A 14890-nucleotide genomic window follows, 5' to 3' on the forward strand; every position below is an offset into this window, starting at 1 on the left:
TAAGTCGATGGAGTGAAGGTTAAACAGAGTCGTATCGATGAAAAAGCGCAAATAACTGCTATAAAGCATCGATAAATTCGTTTATAAGCTGACGCATACCTTGTGGGAGCACACGGGCTCCCACAACGAGGCGGGTGTTATTTCGGGTTGCAGCTCAGTTCGACGCGCAGCTTGATGATCTCGCGGGAGAACTTGGCGGTGGCATTGGTATGTTTGCCGGCCGGCACTTCGATATTGCGAGTGCGCGGCGCCTCCGGGCCGTTGCTGAATACGACTTTGCAGAGTGCGTCGACCTCGCCGTAGTTGGCGACCCGGATGGAGCCGATGTCTTTATCGGTATCGAAGGACTCGTAGTCGATCTTCAGGCCATTGAGATTCTTCTGCACATCGATCGGATACGCAAACGCGGTCAGCGGCAGCAGCGCCAGCACCACACAACAGAATTTTTTCATTCGGCAGTCTCCATGAGGGACAGCCAGCTTAGGACAAGAGGAGCTATTGATGAAAGCGCCCCGCGTGACCCTTGATCAATGGCGAACGTTGCAGGCGGTGGTCGACCACGGCGGATTCGCCCAGGCCGCCGAGGCCCTGCACCGTTCGCAATCGTCGGTGAGCTACACCGTCGCCCGCATGCAGGACCAGCTCGGTGTGCCATTGCTGCGCATCGACGGCCGCAAGGCAGTGCTGACCGAAGCCGGCGGCGTGTTGCTGCGGCGTTCGCGACAACTGGTGAAGCAGGCCAGCCAACTGGAGGACCTCGCCCATCATATGGAGCAAGGCTGGGAGGCCGAAGTGCGGCTGGTGGTCGATGCCGCCTACCCGAGCGCCCGCCTCGTTCGCGCACTGACCGCGTTCATGCCGCAGAGCCGTGGCTGCCGCGTGCGTCTGCGTGAAGAAGTACTGTCGGGTGTCGAGGAAGTGTTGCTTGAAGGTGTAGCCGATCTGGCCATCACCGGTCTGAGCATTCCCGGTTACCTCGGCGCGGAGTTGAGCGACGTGGAATTCGTCGCCGTCGCCCACCCCGAACACGCGCTGCATCGGCTGAACCGCGAGCTGAATTTCCAGGACCTGGAAACCCAGATGCAAGTGGTGATCCGCGACTCCGGCCGCCAGCAACCCCGGGACGTCGGCTGGCTCGGTGCCGAACAGCGCTGGACCGTCGGCAGCCTCGCCACCGCCGCCAATTTCGTTTCCAGCGGCCTGGGCTTTGCCTGGCTGCCACGGCACATGATCGAACGTGAATTGAAGGAAGGCCTGCTCAAGCTGCTACCGTTGGATCAGGGCGGCAGCCGCAATCCGAGTTTCTATCTGTATTCGAACAAGGACAAACCGCTGGGCCCGGCCTCGCAGATCCTCGTCGAACTGTTGCGCACCTTCGACACCTTGCCGCTGGACGCACCGTTCGCCGCCCCCGAACAAGCCTGACACGGAGTTCACCGATGGCGTATTTCGAGCATGAAGGTTGCAACCTGCACTACGAGGAATATGGCCACGGCGATCCGTTACTGCTGGTTCACGGGCTCGGTTCCAGCACGCTGGACTGGGAAATGCAGATCCCGGCACTGGCCGCGCAATACCGGGTGATCGTCCCAGACGTGCGCGGCCATGGCCGTTCCGACAAGCCCCGCGAACGCTACAGCATCGCCGGGTTCAGCGCCGACATCGTCGCCCTGATCGAACACCTGAAGCTCGGCCCGGTGCACTACGCCGGGCTGTCCATGGGCGGCATGATCGGTTTTCAGTTTGCCGTCGATCAGCCGCAGATGCTCAAGAGCCTGACCATCGTCAACAGCGCGCCCGAGGTCAAGGTGCGCAGCCGCGACGATTACTGGCAGTGGTTCAAGCGCTGGAGCCTGATGCGCCTGCTGAGCCTGGCCACCATCGGCAAAGCCCTTGGCGCCAAGCTGTTCCCCAAGCCGGAGCAGGCAGATTTGCGACAGAAGATGGCCGAGCGCTGGGCAAAAAACGACAAACGTGCTTATCTCGCCAGCTTCGATGCGATTGTTGGCTGGGGGGTTCAGGAACGACTTTCGAGGATCTCCTGTCCAACGCTCGTCGTCAGCGCCGACCGGGACTACACCCCCGTTTCGCTGAAAGAAACCTATGTCAGACTGCTGCCCGATGCGCGGCTGGTGGTGATCGCCGATTCACGCCACGCCACCCCGCTCGATCAACCCGAACGTTTCAATCAAACGCTGCTGGAGTTTCTCGCCACAGCCGATATTCACCCTCAGGATCACTGAACCATGCTGAAAAAAATCGCCCTCGCCGCCGGCACCGTGCTGTTCGCCGCCAACCTGATGGCTGCCACGCCGGCCAAGGCGCCACACGTCGAACTGGTGACCACCAACGGCACCATCGAAATCGAGCTGGACCCGGTCAAGGCGCCGATCAGTACCAAGAACTTCCTTGAGTACGTCGACAGCGGCTTCTACACCAACACCATTTTCCACCGCGTGATCCCGGGCTTCATGGCTCAGGGCGGCGGTTTCACCCAGCAGATGGCACAAAAAGACACCAAGGCACCGATCAAGAACGAAGCCAGCAACGGTCTGCACAACGTTCGCGGCACCCTGTCGATGGCCCGTACTTCCGATCCAAACTCGGCCACCAGCCAGTTCTTCATCAACGTTGCCGACAACGCGTTCCTCGATCCGGGCCGCGACGCCGGTTACGCCGTGTTCGCCAAAGTGGTCAAGGGCATGGACGTGGTCGACATCATCGTCAACTCCCAGACCACCACCAAACAGGGCATGCAAAACGTGCCTGTCGACCCTGTGATCATCAAGTCGGCCAAGCGCATCGACTAAGCTTTACAGGGCGTATCGAGCGGCGCTGACCTGATGTCACGCCGCTCACACTGATAAAAGGAGAGCCCGTACTCCGGGCGGTTATCTGATGCTCTATCGCCGTTTCGAACAACTGATCGACATATTCCGTGACGCCCCGACGGCGGCTCCGCCGAACCGTGTTCTGCCCTTCTATACCTATTACCTGAAACAGGTCTGGCCAAGTTTCGCCGCCCTGCTGGTGGTCGGCCTGTTCGCCGCACTGATCGAAGTGGCGCTGTTCAGTTACCTGAGCCGCATCATCGACCTGGCCCAGGGCACGCCGAACCCGAATTTCTTCCACGACCACGCGTTCGAACTGACCTGGATGGTGGTGGTTGCACTGGTGCTGCGCCCGATCTTCTTTGGCCTGCACGACTTGCTGGTGCACCAGACGCTGAGCCCGGGCATGACCAGCATGATTCGCTGGCAGAACCACAGCTACGTGCTCAAGCAGAGTCTGAACTTCTTCCAGAACGACTTCGCCGGGCGCATCGCCCAGCGCATCATGCAGACCGGCAACTCGCTGCGCGACTCCGCCGTGCAGGCGGTGGATGCGCTGTGGCACGTGCTGATCTACGCGGTCAGTTCGCTGGTGCTGTTCGCCGAGGCCGACTGGCGCCTGATGATCCCGCTGCTGACGTGGATCGCCGCTTACATCGGCGCACTCTATTACTTCGTGCCACGGGTCAAGGATCGCTCGGTCGCGGCTTCGGATGCGCGTTCGAAGCTGATGGGCCGGATCGTCGATGGTTACACCAACATCGCCACCCTGAAGCTGTTCGCCCACACCAATTTCGAACAGCACTACGCCCGCGAAGCCATGCAGGAGCAGACCGAAAAGGCCCAGATGGCCGGGCGCGTGGTCACCAGCATGGACGTGGCGATCACCACCATGAACGGCCTGCTGATCGTCGGCACCACCGCGCTGGCGCTGTGGCTCTGGTCGCAGTCGCTGATCACCGTCGGCGCCATCGCCCTGGCGACCGGTCTGGTGATTCGCATCGTCAACATGTCCGGCTGGATCATGTGGGTGGTCACCGGGATCTTCGAAAACATCGGCATGGTCCAGGACGGTCTGCAGACCATCTCGCAGCCGGTCAGCGTCACCGATCACGAACAGGCCAAACCGCTGGCCGTGGCCCGTGGCGAAGTGCGTTTCGAGCACGTGGATTTTCACTACGGCAAGAAGAAAGGCATCATCGGCGACCTCAACCTGACCATCAAACCGGGGGAAAAGATCGGTCTGATCGGCCCGTCCGGTGCCGGCAAATCGACCCTGGTCAACCTGCTGCTGCGCCTGTACGACGTCGAGGGCGGGCGGATCCTGATCGACGGCCAGAACATCGCCGAAGTCGGCCAGGAAAGCCTGCGTGCACGGATCGGCATGATCACCCAGGACACTTCGCTGCTGCACCGTTCGATCCGCGACAACTTGCTGTACGGCAAGCCTGACGCCACCGACGCCGAACTCTGGGAGGCGGTGCGCAAGGCCCGTGCCGATGAGTTCATCCCGCTGCTGTCGGATGCCGAAGGTCGCACCGGTTTCGATGCCCATGTCGGCGAGCGCGGGGTGAAACTGTCCGGCGGCCAGCGCCAGCGGATCGCGATTGCGCGGGTGCTGCTCAAGGACGCGCCGATCCTGATCATGGACGAAGCGACCTCGGCGCTGGACTCGGAAGTCGAAGCGGCGATCCAGGAAAGCCTGGAAACCCTGATGCAGGGCAAGACCGTGATCGCCATCGCCCACCGCCTCTCGACCATTGCCCGAATGGATCGGCTGGTGGTGCTGGAAAACGGCAAGATCGCCGAAAGCGGCAACCATGCCGAACTGCTGGCCCATGGCGGGTTGTATGCGCGGTTGTGGGCGCACCAGACCGGAGGGTTTGTCGGCATCGACTGACCCTGCGCGAAACACAAAAACCGCCACAGCCCCTCTGCCACGGGCTCTGGCGGTTTTTTATCGCCTGCTGGAAATCCCTTGAATCCCTGCTGTAATCAGCGAAGGTTCTGGAGATGAACCTGTCGTAATTCTGCAAGGAAGCACAACTCGATGCAGTCTCGATAGCACGTCTATCAAGGACACTCTCATGTCTCTGTTCAAACGTTCAGTCACTGAGTTGTTGGGTACGTTCTGGTTGGTGTTGGGCGGGTGTGGCAGTGCGGTGATCGCCGCGTCTTCACCTACGGGTATCGGCGTGCTGGGGGTCGCCCTGGCGTTTGGTCTGACGGTGCTGACCATGGCGTTTGCCATCGGCCACATCAGCGGATGTCACCTCAACCCGGCCGTGTCGGTCGGTCTGGTCGTCGGCGGTCGGTTTCCGGCCAAAGAGCTGCCTGCCTACATCATCGCCCAGGTGATCGGCGGGATTCTGGCAGCGGCATTGCTCTACCACATCGCCAGCGGCAAGGAGGGTTTCGACATCGCCGCCGGCCTTGCCTCCAACGGCTATGGCGAGCACTCGCCGGGCAAATACTCGATGGCCGCCGGGTTCGTCACCGAACTGGTGATGACTGCCATGTTCGTGGTGATCATCCTCGGCGCCACCGACAAGCGCGCGCCGGCCGGACTGGCACCGATTGCCATCGGCCTGGGCCTGACGCTGATCCACCTGATCTCGATTCCGGTGACCAACACCTCGGTCAACCCGGCCCGCAGCACGGGCCCGGCGCTGATGGTCGGTGGCTGGGCGATCGCACAGTTGTGGATGTTCTGGGTCGCGCCGTTGCTGGGCGCGGTGGTTGGCGGCGTGGTCTATCGCTGGCTGGGCAAGGAAGACAGTTGAGGGCAGCGGCGAGGATCAGGCTTGCCGATACGGCAAGGCGCTCCTCGCCTCTTCCGCGTAAGCCAGAACACCGGCGCGTTCCTGCTGAAGGAAATCCTTCACGGCGGCTTTCAGGCCGGGATGACGCAGGTAGTGCCAGGAATGGGTGATCACCGGTTCAAAGCCGCGAATCAGTTTGTGTTCGCCCTGGGCGCCGGCGTCGAAGCGCTGGAAACCCTGGGCAATCGCGTAGTCCATGCCCTGATAGAAACAGGTTTCGAAATGCAGCCGGTCGAACTCGGCCAGGCAACCCCAGTAACGGCCGTAAAAGCTGTCGCCGCCCACCAGACTGAAGGCCATCGCCACCGGCCTTGAGCCCTGTTTGGCCAGCACGACACGAATCGATTCCGGCATGCGCTCGGCCAGCAGGCTGAAAAACTCTCGTGTCAGATACGGCGCCTGACGACGCACCGCATAGGTGTTGGCGTAGCAGGCGTAAACAAAATCCCACTGCGCCTCGTCCAGTTCTCGTCCTTCCAGCCACTCGAATTCGAAGCCCTGCCCCGCCACTTGCTCGCGCTCCTTGCGCATCTGTTTGCGCTTGCGCGAACTGAGCACGTCGAGAAAGTCCTGAAAATCGCGATAACCGCGATTCTGCCAGTGATATTGACAGCCGATGCGTTGCAGCCAGCCCGGTTGTTCGGCCATGGCAGCGTCGGTGAAGGGGTCAGTGAAATTGATGTGGGCACTGGAGAGTTCTTCGATTTGCAGATAGCCCGGCAGGCTCTTGAGCAATTCGAATCCGTCCTCGACGTTCGCCGCCAGCAACCGCGGACCACTGACCGGGCTGAAGGGCACGGCGCTCAGGAACTTGGGGTAGTAATCAATGCCGGCGCGGGCGCAGGCATCGGCCCAGCCGTGATCGAACACGTATTCACCGTAGGAATGCCACTTGCGATAACCGGGCAGTGCCGCGATCAGACGCCCGTCTTCGACATGCAGCAAATGCTCCGGCTGCCAGCCGGTGTGCGGGCCGACACTGCCGCTGTCTTCCAGCGCGCCGAGGAAGGCATGGCGCAGAAACGGCTGGTTGTCCGGCACCAGTGCATCCCAGAGCGCCGGTTCGATTTCCGACAGTTTTTGCAGGCGCTGCAACGGCATTTTCCTCTCCACATCCGGGCCTGAAAGCCTCGCGAGTATCGCCCATCGCCTTGATCTTGCACACGACCAATTGCGCGACAGCGCTCTAAATCAATAGTTCACGGAAGTTTTGTATCGTCATCAACCTGCCATCATCGTGCCACTGCTCTGTCATAAACCATCGCGATACTGGCGCCTGTTTTTAGAGCGCCGGGTTCTACCCGGACACAGTTTTCCGACGTTCAAATCGTCGGTTGTGCCCAGGATGGTTCAGCCATCCCTCTCATCTTCGGAGATTGCTATGCGTCTTGCTTCCACGAAAACTGCGGCAGCCCTGTGCGGTGGCCTGTTGCTGGCCATGAGTGTTCCGGCCAGTGCCGCAGTCGACGCCAAACTGCTCGAAATGCTCAAGGCCAACGGTTCCATTACCCAGGCGCAGTACGTAGAACTGCAAACTGAACTGGCCCAGGATCAGAAGGCCCAGCAAATCGCGCAGCAGGCGCAGCAAGAGACCAACGAGCAGATCGCGGCGACCGCGAAGAAAACCAACGAACTGAGCACCTTCGACCAGAAACTGGCCTGGGCTGCCAAGACCCAGTTCAAAGGCGACGTGCGTTTCCGTCAGGAAACCGTCAAGAACGATGGCGTACCGAACGCCAAGGACCAGGACCGTCAGCGCATTCGTGCCCGTCTGGGTGCCTACACCGAAATCAACCCGCAGGTGGACACCGGTATCCGTATCGCCACCGGCAGCAGCGACGACGCCCGCTCCACCAACCAGGACCTGAACAACTACTTCGACAAGAAGCAGATCTGGCTCGACCAGGGTTACGTCGACTACCACCCTGACGCCATCAAGAACCTGCACCTGATCGCCGGTAAAATGAACCAGCCTTGGGTGAGCATGGGCGACATCATCTGGGACAGCGACATCAACCCGGAAGGCCTGGCCGTCACCTACAAGTACCCGCTGAACGGCAGCGCCGAGCTGTTCGGTAGCGCCGGTCACTACACCCTCAAGGACAACGTCGATGGCGAAGGCGTGCAGTTCAAGCACGACCTGCGCCTGTACGCCGGCCAGTTGGGCGGTCGTTTCGCACTGACCGACAGCCTGAAACTGACCCTGGGCGGCAGTATCTATTCCTACGACAACGACAAGGACAGTGCCTGCCCGACCACCGGCACCGTGACCGCGCCATGCGCCCTGGCCGTCAACGGCAACAGCCCGAACGAAACCTTCAAACTGTATGAAGGCTTTGGTCAGCTGGACGTCGCCAACCTGCCAGTACCGCTGTCGATCTACGGTCAGTACGTCAACAACAACGACGCCAGCAACGACCAGGACACTGGCTGGCTGGCCGGCGTCAAGACCAAGGTTTACGGCTTCGGGATCGACTACAACTACCGCGACGTACAGCGTAACGCTGTGGTGGGTGCCTTCACCGACTCCGACTTCGCCAACGGCTACACCGGTTCGCGCGGCAGCAAGCTGAAAGTGAGCTACGAGCTGGACAAGAACTTCACCCTGGGCGCCACGTATTTCATGGCTAACTCGGACTACACCAACGCCAGCCTCAAGAAGACTGACTCCGACATCAACACCCTGCAACTGGATGCCGAAGCCAAGTTCTAAAACAGCAATGCCAGGCTTCAAGCCGCGAGTGAATGCCTCACTTGTCGCTTGAAGCTGCTTTTCTCCTACAGCCCGGCGCAGCAGCAGCGATCCCCATCATCCGTTCGCCGCTGTTGTGCCGGGCTGTTTTTTGCCTCAGGAATTGTCTTTTCGTCGCTGCTCGGCCAAGCGCTCGGCCAATGCGTCCAGATCCCCTTCCGGTTTCTCCGGCATCTTGCGCAACGTCGCCTGCATCAGCCGCATCTGGCGAATGAAACGCCGGCAATTGGGGCAGAACATCAGGTGATGACGCACCATCAGCTTCTCGCGAAAGCTCAATTGGCCATCGAGATAATCGCTGGATCGTGCCACTTGCTCCTTGCAGGTCAACATTCGCCGGTCTCCTCAAAATGTTCCACGGTCGCGAAGACCTTCAAGCGTGCCCGATGCAGCAGCACACGGACATTGGAGAGCGAGATCTCCAGAAGATTACAGATCTCTTCCAGCTCCAGGCCCTGACGCTCGCGCAGCAACAGCACACTGCTTTGCAGTTCTGACAGGCTCAGCAGCGTGTGCTCCAGGCATTCGCGCAGTTCATTCTCGGTGAGCAGCGCTTCGGGCGTGTCCTGGTGCCAGGCGAACGGTGCGACCAGCCAGTGACCGTCGCCGGGAGAAAAACGGTCGTCGTCGATGGTGCCGTGGGGCGACGGCAGATCATCCATCAGCACTTCCCGGCGATTCTGCTTGTAGCGACCCTTGGCCGAGTTGGCGGTGATGGTCAGCAGCCAGGTCTTGAGACTGGAGCGGCCCTCGAAGCTACCGATATGGCGCACCACCGACAGCCAGGCGTCCTGCACCACTTCTTCGACGTGGCGCTGGCCGACAATCGCATAGGCCACCGCGCGCATGGCGCTCTGGTAGGTGGTGACCAGTTCCTTGAAAGCCTTTTGCTCGCCAGCCAGCAGGCGTTCGAGCAATTGAGTGTCATCCGTTGCAGCCATCGATACCTCACGGGCAAAAAAAATCGCAGCCTGCGACGGCTCCCGAAGAAGCGCGCAGGCTGCGATCTTTTAACACGGACTCAGCGTTTGCGCAGAATCACGCTACCAATCGAATAACCGGCACCGAACGAGCTCAGTACCGCCAGCGAACCGGCCGCCAGATCGTCCTGATACTTGTGGAAAGCAATCACGGAACCGGCGGAGCTGGTGTTGGCGTAGGTGTCGAGAATCACCGGGGCTTCTTCTTCGGTGGCTTCGCGGCCCAGCAACTTGCGCACGATCAGGTGGTTCATGCTCAGGTTGGCCTGGTGCAGCCAGAAACGCTTCACGTCGCCAACGTTGAGCTTGTTCTCTTCCAGATGCTCGCCGATCAGCTCGGCCACCATCGGGCAGACATCCTTGAACACCTTGCGGCCTTCCTGCACGAACAGTTTGTCGCGGGCACCGATGCCCTCTTCCGCCGCGCGGTTGAGGAAGCCGAAGTTGTTACGGATGTTGTTGGAGAACTTGGTCAGCAGTTTGGTGCTGACCACGTCGAACTGGTGTTTCGACGTCGCCGTATCGGCACGCTCGATGACGACGGCGGTGGCGGCGTCACCGAAGATGAAGTGGCTGTCGCGGTCGCGGAAGTTCAGGTGACCGGTGCAGACTTCCGGGTTGACCATCAGGATCGCCCGGGCCTGGCCCAGTTGCACGGTGTTGGCGGCTTGCTGGATGCCGAAGGTCGCCGACGAGCAGGCGACGTTCATGTCGAAACCGAAACCCTGGATGCCCAGTGCTTCCTGGACTTCGATGGCGATGGCCGGGTAGGCGCGTTGCAGGTTGGAGCAGGCGACGATCACACCGTCGATGTCGGCGGCGGTCTTGCCGGCACGCTGCAGGGCTTGTTCGGCAGCGCCGATGGCCATCTGGCAGAGCACCGACCACTCGTCGTTGGAACGCTCCGGCAGGCGTGGCGCCATGCGCGCAGGGTCGAGAATGCCGTCCTTGTCCATGACAAAGCGGCTCTTGATGCCCGAGGCTTTTTCGATAAACGCGGCACTGGATTCGGTCAGGGCCTGGATTTCACCGCTGGCAATAGCGTCAGCGTTGTCGGCGTTGAACTGCGCGACGTAGGTATTGAAAGACTGCACCAGCTCTTCGTTGGAGATGCTGTTGGCCGGGGTGTACAGGCCGGTGCCGCTGATGACGACGTTATGCATGGTCGTTTCTCTAATCTGTTCAGGCAGAAAGTGCTGGCACCGACGTGCCAACACGCAAAGGGTCTATTCCCATAGAGGGGACGCAAAAACCTGGCATCGCTTTATTCCGACCTCGCCCGCGGCTGACAAGGCTCAAAACCGCGGGGCCGGCGTTTATAGGCGCGAAGTTTGCCATAAACCTTGGCATTTGGCGCCTTTTGGTGATCGTTCCCACGCTCCGCGTGGGAATGCAGCCAGGGACGCTCCGCGTCCCAAAAGCGGACGCAGAGCGTCCGGGGAAGCGCTACCACGCAGAGCGTGGGAGCGATCAGGCACTCGCTAGGGTTCGACCTGTGTCCACTGTTTGTTCAGGCGCTTGTCGGAGATCGGCACTTTCGTCCCCAACTGCTGGGCGAACAGCGAAACCCGATACTCTTCCAGCCACCAGCGATACAGCTCGAGCTGCGGATCGCGTTTGCCTTCCTGAGCATGTTTGGCCGCGCGCGTCTGGTATTGCGTCCAGAGCCCGGCGAGCTCGCCGCTCCAGACCCGATCCTTCTGCACCTGTGCGCCAAGCTTCTCGAAACGTTGCTCGACGGCCTTCAGATAACGCGGCAACTCCTTGAGCCACAGCATCGGCGTTTCGCGGACGAAGCCCGGATACACCAGATGGCTGAGCTGCAGCTTGATGTCGTTAAGCGCCACCGCCTGAGCCAGGTCGATCTTGCCCTTGAAGCGTTTTTGCAGACCGTGCCAGAGCTTGAGGATTTCCAGGGTCAGACGCGCCACCCGTTCGGCGTGCTCGGTCCAACTGCCACGCTTGCGCTCGGCCAACGCGGCCAGCCCTGCGCCGTCACGAGGCAACGGATCTTCGCCATCAAGAATGCAGCTGTCGAGGCTGGCCAGCAGAATGTCTTCCACCAGCGCATCGACCCGGCCCAGTTCGCGGTACAACAAGCCCAGTTCGGTCAGGCCCGGCAACTTGCCGCGCAGGAACTTGGCCGGTTCAGCCAGTTGCTGCATCAACAGTCGCTGCAAGGCGCGGCGATGCTGGAACTCGGCTTCGGCCGGGGTCGAGAAGCGACCTTCCTTGACCGTACCGCCCTCCTCCACCAGCGCCGGATAGACCGTCATCGACAGCCCGGCAATCTTCTGCTGAGTCTTTTCCGCCACCGCTGCGAAGACCTTGGCTTCCACCGGTTGCTGGCTTTTCGCGCTCTGCGGCACGGCCAATGCAGCCTGGCTGGCTTCGGCGAAACGTGCCGTCAGCTCCGCCAGATCACGCCCTTCGCCAAGGAACTTGCCCTGGCCGTCGACGATTTCCAGGTTCATCCGCAGATGGCTTTCGACCTGTTGCTCAGCTTCCGCCCAGGCTTCGTCGCTGACCCGCGCACCGGTCATGCGCAACAGTTCACGGCCCAGCGCCTGCGGCAACGAACCTTCGGCAAAGGTCATGCGTTGCAGCGCAGCCTTGATGAAGTCCGGCACTGGCACGAAATTTTTGCGCAAGGCCTTGGGCAGGTTGCGCACCAGCGCAATGCACTTGGCCTCGATCAGCCCCGGCACCAGCCATTCCAGGCGTTCCGGCGGCAGCATCGGCAACAGCGGTGCCGGTACGCGCAGGGTCACGCCGTCACGCGGGTGATTCGGTTCGAAGTGATAACTCAGCGCCAGTTCCAGGTCGCCGATGTGCAGTGTGTCCGGGTAATGCTGGGCGGTGACTTCGCTGGCTTCGCGGGCCAGTACGTCTTCCTCGCGCATGATCAGCAGTTGCGGGTCTTTCTGGCTTTTGACGCGATACCAGCTGTCGAACGTCGCGGTCTGGTGGATCTCCGCCGGCAGTCGCGCATCGTAGAACGCGAACAGGGTTTCCTCGTCGGCCAGAATGTCCCGGCGGCGAGCCTTGGCTTCCAGTTCGTCGAGTTGTTCCAGCAGTTGCTTGTTGGCCATCAGGCATTTGGCCCGGGACTGAATCTCGCCACGCACCAGGCCTTCGCGGATGAACAGCTCCCGCGAGACCACCGGATCCACCGGCCCGTAATGCACCGGCCGGCGACCGACCACGATCAGCCCGAACAGAGTGATCTGTTCGAACGCCACAACCTGGCCGCGCTTCTTCTCCCAGTGCGGTTCGAAGTGGTTCTTCTTGATCAGGTGCCCGGCCAGCGGTTCGATCCAGTCGGCGTCGATCTTGGCCACCATCCGCGCATAGAGCTTGGTGGTTTCCACCAGTTCGGCGGTCATCACCCACTGCGGGCGCTTCTTGCCGATGCCCGACGACGGGTGAATCCAGAACCGCCGCTGACGGGCGCCAAGATAGTCGCCGTCCTCGGTTTTCTGACCGATCTGGCTGAGCAGACCGACCAGTACCGCTTTGTGCAGCTTCGGATAGTCCGCCGGCTCTTTATTGAGGCTCAGCTGCAAGTCGCGGCAGATCAGGCTCAACTGACGATGGGAATCGCGCCACTCGCGCAAGCGCAGGTAGTTGAGGAAATTCTTGCGGCACCAGTTGCGCAGCGGGCTCGCCGTCAGCGCCTGGCGCTGCTCTTCGAAACCGCGCCACAGATTGACCAGACCGGCGAAGTCCGAATCGATGTCCTTCCACTGGGCGTGGGCCTGATCGGCCGCTTGCTGACGCTCCGGCGGACGCTCGCGTGGGTCCTGAATCGACATGGCGCTGGCGACGATCAGCACTTCCTGCAGACTGCCAAGCTTGGCGGCTTCGAGCAGCATGCGGCCCATGCGCGGGTCCACCGGCAGGCGCGCCAACTGGCGGCCGAGCGGGGTCAGCTGACTGTTGCGATCCACCGCCGACAGTTCTTGCAGCAGGTTGAAACCGTCGCTGATCGCCTTGCCGTCCGGCGGCTCGATGAACGGGAAATCCGTGATCTCGCCGAGGCGCAGATGCAGCATCTGCAGGATCACTGCAGCAAGGTTGGTGCGCAGGATTTCCGGATCGGTAAATTCCGGGCGACCGAGGAAATCCTCTTCGCTGTACAAGCGCACGCAGATACCCGGCTCGACCCGGCCGCAACGACCTTTACGCTGGTTGGCGCTGGCCTGGGAAATTGCTTCGATCGGCAGCCGCTGGACCTTGGCGCGGTAGCTGTAGCGGCTGATGCGCGCGGTGCCGCTGTCGATCACGTAACGGATACCCGGCACGGTCAACGACGTTTCGGCGACGTTGGTCGCCAGCACCACGCGACGGCCCGGATGGGACTGGAAAATCCGCTGCTGCTCGGCCGGCGACAGGCGCGCGTACAGCGGCAAGATTTCGGTGTGTTTGAGCTGGGCCTTGCGCAACATATCGGCGGCGTCGCGAATCTCGCGCTCGCCGGGCAGGAACACCAGCACGTCGCCGGGACTGCGACGTTCGCTGCGCTCATAGGCGGCGATTTCGTCGAGGGTGGCGAGGATCGCCTGATCCACGGTCAGATCGTCCTCGACGCGGTTGCCCTCTTCGTCCTGCTCCAGGGTCAGCGGGCGATACCAGGTGTCCACCGGGAAGGTGCGGCCGGACACTTCGACAATCGGTGCATCATCGAAATGCTTGGAGAAACGCTCCAGATCGATGGTCGCCGAGGTGATGATGACTTTCAGGTCCGGACGGCGCGGCAGCAGGGTTTTCAGGTAACCCAGCAGGAAGTCGATGTTGAGGCTGCGTTCGTGAGCTTCGTCGACGATGATCGTGTCGTAGCGTTCGAGGTAGCGGTCGTTCTGGGTTTCCGCCAGCAGAATGCCGTCGGTCATCAGTTTGATCAGGGTGTTGGAATCGCTCTGGTCTTCGAAGCGCACCTGATAGCCGACCAGCGCGCCCAGCGGCGTACCGAGTTCTTCGGCGACCCGGCTGGCCACGCTGCGCGCCGCAATTCGACGCGGCTGGGTGTGGCCGATCAGGCCATGTTGGCCGCGACCGATTTCCAGGCAGATTTTCGGTAACTGGGTGGTTTTACCCGAGCCGGTTTCGCCCGCGATGATCAGCACCTGGTGCTTTTCCAGGGCCTTCTTGATTTCGTCACGCTTGGCTGCAATCGGCAGGCTGTCGTCGTAACGGATCACCGGCAGGCTGGCCTTGCGCGCCAGCACCTGATCGCAGGACGCCTGCATGCGCGCCACCCACTGGGCCAGTTTGGCCTCGTCGGGTTTCTTGCGCAGCTCAAGCAACTGCCGCCGCAGCCGGTGGCGGTCGGCGAGCATGGCGTGATCGAGGTTTTTCAGCAGTTTGTCGATGGAGGGCGATTCGTCGGTCATCGGGTACGCAATTCGGTCGTCTAGTGGCGCAAGGACGCGATTGTCGCAGAAAAGCAGCTACAAGCGCCAAGCTACAAGCCGCAAGTTGAAAGCGGCCTTTGACTTGACGCTT

The 14890-nt window shown here is 61.3% G+C and carries 12 protein-coding genes; 6 read left to right on the forward strand and 6 right to left on the reverse strand.

The genetic code is table 11. The features are described 5' to 3' along the window. Nucleotides 1-137: 137 nt before the first annotated feature. Nucleotides 138-452, reverse strand: coding sequence for a 3-phosphoglycerate kinase (locus AC07N4_RS07440; protein WP_493065462.1), 315 nt, complete (start codon nt 450-452; stop codon nt 138-140). 49 nt (nt 453-501) lie between these two features. Here AC07N4_RS07440 and AC07N4_RS07445 point away from each other — a divergent pair, with 49 nt between their 5' ends. From AC07N4_RS07445 to aqpZ, 5 genes are all read left to right on the forward strand, one after another. Next, nucleotides 502-1425, forward strand: a complete 924-nt coding sequence (locus tag AC07N4_RS07445) for a PA3225 family LysR-type transcriptional regulator (protein ID WP_007956543.1) — start codon at nt 502-504, stop codon at nt 1423-1425. A gap of 14 nt (nt 1426-1439) precedes the next feature. Beyond that, nucleotides 1440-2243, forward strand: a complete 804-nt coding sequence (locus tag AC07N4_RS07450; protein ID WP_096819355.1) for an alpha/beta fold hydrolase — start codon at nt 1440-1442, stop codon at nt 2241-2243. Nucleotides 2244-2246: 3 nt separating this feature from the next. After that, nucleotides 2247-2810 carry a peptidylprolyl isomerase gene (locus tag AC07N4_RS07455; RefSeq protein WP_096819356.1) on the forward strand — a complete coding sequence of 188 codons (564 nt, stop codon included), beginning with the start codon at nt 2247-2249 and terminating at the stop codon, nt 2808-2810. 88 nt (nt 2811-2898) lie between these two features. Then, complete coding sequence (locus AC07N4_RS07460) at nt 2899-4731, forward strand: ABC transporter ATP-binding protein (protein ID WP_096819357.1); 1833 nt, start codon at nt 2899-2901, stop codon at nt 4729-4731. 187 nt (nt 4732-4918) lie between these two features. After that, the gene (aqpZ, locus tag AC07N4_RS07465; protein ID WP_192560046.1) at nt 4919-5614 is read left to right on the forward strand and encodes an aquaporin Z; all 696 of its coding nucleotides are present in this window, start codon (nt 4919-4921) and stop codon (nt 5612-5614) included. A gap of 15 nt (nt 5615-5629) precedes the next feature. Here aqpZ and AC07N4_RS07470 read toward each other — a convergent pair whose 3' ends face one another. After that, nucleotides 5630-6754: a GNAT family N-acetyltransferase gene (locus tag AC07N4_RS07470; protein WP_096819359.1), complete on the reverse strand. Its 1125-nt coding sequence runs from the start codon at nt 6752-6754 to the stop codon at nt 5630-5632. A 280-nt stretch (nt 6755-7034) separates the two neighbouring features. Between AC07N4_RS07470 and AC07N4_RS07475 the strand changes: the two genes are divergently transcribed. Next, entirely contained in the window at nt 7035-8366 is a 1332-nt protein-coding gene (locus AC07N4_RS07475; RefSeq protein ID WP_096819360.1) for a putative porin, read from the forward strand. A 135-nt stretch (nt 8367-8501) separates the two neighbouring features. Here AC07N4_RS07475 and AC07N4_RS07480 read toward each other — a convergent pair whose 3' ends face one another. From AC07N4_RS07480 to hrpA, 4 genes are all read right to left on the reverse strand, one after another. Further along, nucleotides 8502-8738 carry an anti-sigma factor family protein gene (locus AC07N4_RS07480; protein ID WP_096819361.1) on the reverse strand — a complete coding sequence of 79 codons (237 nt, stop codon included), beginning with the start codon at nt 8736-8738 and terminating at the stop codon, nt 8502-8504. Next, on the reverse strand, nt 8732-9346 hold the full coding sequence (locus AC07N4_RS07485; RefSeq protein ID WP_102620240.1) for an RNA polymerase sigma factor: 615 nt from the start codon (nt 9344-9346) through the stop codon (nt 8732-8734). Before AC07N4_RS07485 ends, AC07N4_RS07480 begins: the two co-directional genes overlap by 7 nt. 80 nt (nt 9347-9426) lie before the next feature. Further along, on the reverse strand, nt 9427-10548 hold the full coding sequence (locus AC07N4_RS07490; RefSeq protein ID WP_096819363.1) for a beta-ketoacyl-ACP synthase III: 1122 nt from the start codon (nt 10546-10548) through the stop codon (nt 9427-9429). Between the two features lie 318 nt (nt 10549-10866). Next, a complete protein-coding gene (gene hrpA / locus AC07N4_RS07495) occupies nt 10867-14778 on the reverse strand; it encodes an ATP-dependent RNA helicase HrpA (protein ID WP_493065461.1) in 3912 nt (1303 codons plus the stop codon). Nucleotides 14779-14890 lie beyond the last annotated feature (112 nt).

The organism is Pseudomonas sp. GW821-FHT09E04, from assembly GCF_059416185.1.

Coding starts and splice junctions, on each gene's coding strand:
- AC07N4_RS07445 (WP_007956543.1), top strand. CDS start 502: ATGAAAGCGCCCCGCGTGACCCTTGATCAATGGCGAACGTTGCAGGCG.
- AC07N4_RS07480 (WP_096819361.1), bottom strand. CDS start 8,738: ATGTTGACCTGCAAGGAGCAAGTGGCACGATCCAGCGATTATCTCGAT.
- AC07N4_RS07470 (WP_096819359.1), bottom strand. CDS start 6,754: ATGCCGTTGCAGCGCCTGCAAAAACTGTCGGAAATCGAACCGGCGCTC.
- AC07N4_RS07475 (WP_096819360.1), top strand. CDS start 7,035: ATGCGTCTTGCTTCCACGAAAACTGCGGCAGCCCTGTGCGGTGGCCTG.
- AC07N4_RS07455 (WP_096819356.1), top strand. CDS start 2,247: ATGCTGAAAAAAATCGCCCTCGCCGCCGGCACCGTGCTGTTCGCCGCC.
- AC07N4_RS07460 (WP_096819357.1), top strand. CDS start 2,899: ATGCTCTATCGCCGTTTCGAACAACTGATCGACATATTCCGTGACGCC.
- aqpZ (WP_192560046.1), top strand. CDS start 4,919: ATGTCTCTGTTCAAACGTTCAGTCACTGAGTTGTTGGGTACGTTCTGG.
- hrpA (WP_493065461.1), bottom strand. CDS start 14,778: ATGACCGACGAATCGCCCTCCATCGACAAACTGCTGAAAAACCTCGAT.
- AC07N4_RS07490 (WP_096819363.1), bottom strand. CDS start 10,548: ATGCATAACGTCGTCATCAGCGGCACCGGCCTGTACACCCCGGCCAAC.
- AC07N4_RS07440 (WP_493065462.1), bottom strand. CDS start 452: ATGAAAAAATTCTGTTGTGTGGTGCTGGCGCTGCTGCCGCTGACCGCG.
- AC07N4_RS07485 (WP_102620240.1), bottom strand. CDS start 9,346: ATGGCTGCAACGGATGACACTCAATTGCTCGAACGCCTGCTGGCTGGC.
- AC07N4_RS07450 (WP_096819355.1), top strand. CDS start 1,440: ATGGCGTATTTCGAGCATGAAGGTTGCAACCTGCACTACGAGGAATAT.